Raw genomic sequence first — 3,359 nt, forward strand, 5'->3', positions numbered from 1 at the left:
TAGGAGCGGACGTCATTCTCGCCAACAAATACGGTGCCTTCAGTAGCATCGTACCAGCGCGCCATCAGCTGGATAAGGGTAGTTTTTCCGGAGCCAGTGCCACCGAGAATACCAACGGTAGAGCCTGGTGCAAACGAGAGGTTAATGTCTTCAAGGACGTCCTCTTCAGCGCTCTGGCTGTACTTGAACGATACGTTTTCAAAGCGTACTGCACCATTCTTAACGTCAGTCAAACCGTGCTCTGGAGACTCAATAGCAGGCTCCTCGGAAAGAATCTCACCGATTCGACGCACACTGGTAATAGCGCGAGCAGTAAGCAAGAACACGCCAGAAATCATCATAAGTGAGTTCATGATAAGCAATACGTAACTCATGAAGCCCGTAAGCTCACCAACACCCAGTCTGCCAGCCATAATCATCTGGCCACCAAACCAAAGAATAGCCACATTAGTGACATACATTGAGGCCTGGAAAATAGGTAGGTTTAAGACGGATGTTCCAAAGGTCTTTGTAGCAGTCTGCGCATACTGGGTATTAACTTTTTCAAAGCGCTCGGAGACATATCCTTCTCGGACATATGCCTTAATCGCTCGCACCGCGGCAAAGTCTTCCTGCAGTGCCTCGTTAAGCTTATCCATTGCGCCTTGCATAACGCGGTACAAAGGGCCAACACGCTTCACAATAAAGAAGAGCGCAATGGCCAAAAAAGGCAGCACGGCAAAATACACTACTGCCAGCTCTGGGCTCATAATAAACGCCATAACCAAGCCCATGACCAGCATAATTGGTCCACGCATAAACGGGCGCGTGCCCATTGCAAAGGCGTTCTGAATAATGGTTACATCAGAGGTCAAACGCGTAACCAAAGAGGATGAATCGTATTTATCAAGATTTGCAAAAGCAAACTCTTCCATTCGGCGATATTCATCTTGTCTGAGTTGGGCACCTAGTCCCATAGCTGCCTTTGCTGAGTAGCGTGCATAGCCAATACCAGCAAACATGGCGAGAAGAGCAAAGACAACCATAACGGTACCGTTTACAAAAACAGCCTGAAGGTTGCCTTGCAAAATACCCTGGTCAACAATTTGAGCCATAAGTACAGGAATCACTAATTCGAGTAGGGACTCTGCAAACACGCAGAGTCCCGACAAAACAAAGTCCTTTTTGTACGCGCCAAAGTGGTCCAAGATAACCTTTAACTCAGCACGAGCAGATGGAGCCTTTTCTTCTACAGAAGTATCATTCATTGTTAAAACACCACGTACCTTACAGTCTTGCTTTGCTTGATTTGCTTATGCCTCTTTTGGAAGCGTCTGAAGCGAAACCTCCTTGAGCTGCTCATTAGAAACAGGCGAAGGAGCGCTCGACATCAAATCAGAGCCAGAAGTAGTCTTTGGGAATGCCATGACATCACGGATGGAATCGGCACCTGCAAGCAACATGCATACGCGGTCAAGACCAAGTGCAAAGCCGCCCATTGGAGGTGCACCAAATGTCAGAGCCTCCATCAAGAAGCCAAACTGAGCCTTTGCACGCTCTTCAGTAAAGCCGAGTTTCTCCAGAATCTTAAGCTGCAGCTCAGCATTGTGAATACGCATTCCGCCGCCGCCAGCCTCAAAGCCGTCCATGACAAAGTCGTACGTATACGAGCCCATAGCCAGAGGATCAGTGTCCAGAAGGTCAAGCTCATCCTCACGAGGAAGCGTAAAGGGCTGATGCTCAGAGGCATAAGACTGAGTCTCCTCATCCCAGTGGAACAGTGGGAAGTTAACAACCCAGAGGAAATCATGACCTTCTCGCGGTACATCCAAGACCTTTGCCATATGCAGGCGCATACCGCCAAGAATCTCATCTGTCTCCAGGCGGCCGCCTACAGCAAAGAGAATCAAGTCCCCTGCCTCAGCAGACATCTCTGCACGCAGTGCCTCAAGCTCTTCTGGCGAGAAGAACTTTGTAATAGGACCTCCCACGGAGCCGTCCTCTTTGAAGGCAACCCACGCAAGTCCCTTGGCACCAAAGCCGGCGGCTACCTCGGCAAGCTTATCTACCTGAGAGCGTGGCCAGGTGCCTGCACCCTTAACGTTGATTGCCTTGACGTACTGGCCTTCTGTTGTAGCAGCAGAGCTAAAGAGCTTAAAGCTTGACTGCTTGAAAACCTCAGAGACGTCGTGAAGCTCCATACCAATGCGGGTATCAGGCTTATCGGAACCGTAAGTATCCATTGCATCCCAGTACTGAATCTTGCGCAGTGGAGCTGGAAACTCAATGCCCATCTTTGCAAATGCATCGCCCAGAATATCCTCAAGATCCTACATGACATCTTCCTCGCGGACAAATGCCATCTCCATATCAACCTGCGTAAACTCAGGCTGACGATCTGCGCGAAGATCCTCGTCGCGGAAGCACTTAGTAATCTGGTAGTAGCGCTCAACGCCGCCAATCATCAGCAGCTGCTTCAATAGCTGTGGAGACTGTGGTAGTGCGTAGAAGTTTCCACCCTGCATTCTGGATGGAACCAGGAAGTCACGAGCTCCCTCAGGAGTGGATTTGAACAGTGCTGGAGTCTCTACCTCGGTAAAGTCACGCTTATGGAAAGCCTCACGAAGCGCAAATGCAAAATCAGAACGCATACGAAGATTCTGTGCCATCTGAGGACGACGTAGGTCAACGTAGCGGTACCTCAAGCGAAGGTCCTCGTTAACGTCAATGTGGTTCTCAATTTGGAATGGTGGAACAGCACTAGTATTAAGAACCTCAATCTTTGAAGCAAGTACCTCTACCTCACCGGTAGCAAGAGCCTCATTGGTCTGACCTTCAGAACGATGCTGAATCGTACCAGAAATCAGAACAGGCCACTCAGGACGAATAGTCTCTGCAGTTGCAAATGTTTCTGCATCAACATCTGGGTCAAACAGAATCTGGGTCAAACCCTCGCGGTCACGAAGGTCAACAAAAATCAGACCACCAAAGTCACGACGACGCCAAACCCAACCAGTGAGCGTAACGGTCTGACCGATATGCTCTACACGAAGCTCTCCGCAGGTATGCGTATGCATGCTGTGCAAATCAGCAGCTGCGTGAGCGGAATAATTCTGGGGTTTTTCTGAGGAACAAGCCATTTTTATCCTTTCGTCTTTGCTTCCCTGTGCCAAATCGGAAAGCACCTTCAAGACGGCAAAAACGCGTAGACGGCGCGTTCTTGCTCATAGATAAAACATTGTACTCTCCAACGTTTAGTCGAATCCTCTCAATCTAAACTTAGTGGAGATTCACGAGGAATAAATAACTTACCGTCACACTTTTACGCTAGACTGAAATTGATACACATGAGCCCTCTTACAGGGCGAGAAGAACTTGGA

General features: G+C 49.0%; 1 protein-coding gene and 1 pseudogene. Both read right to left on the reverse strand.

The window, feature by feature from the left end:
* On the reverse strand, window positions 1-1,247 hold a 1,247-nt coding region (locus tag RWJ43_RS06450; protein WP_314009084.1), incomplete at its 3' end, for an ABC transporter transmembrane domain-containing protein.
* Between the two features lie 45 nt (window positions 1,248-1,292).
* Window positions 1,293-3,056 (reverse strand): annotated as a pseudogene (aspS, locus tag RWJ43_RS06455) (aspartate--tRNA ligase).
* Window positions 3,057-3,359: the final 303 nt, after the last annotated feature.

The sequence above is a fragment of the Lancefieldella parvula genome (assembly GCF_963530955.1).
In the GTDB taxonomy this organism is placed as follows: Bacteria; Actinomycetota; Coriobacteriia; order Coriobacteriales; family Atopobiaceae; genus Lancefieldella; species Lancefieldella parvula_A.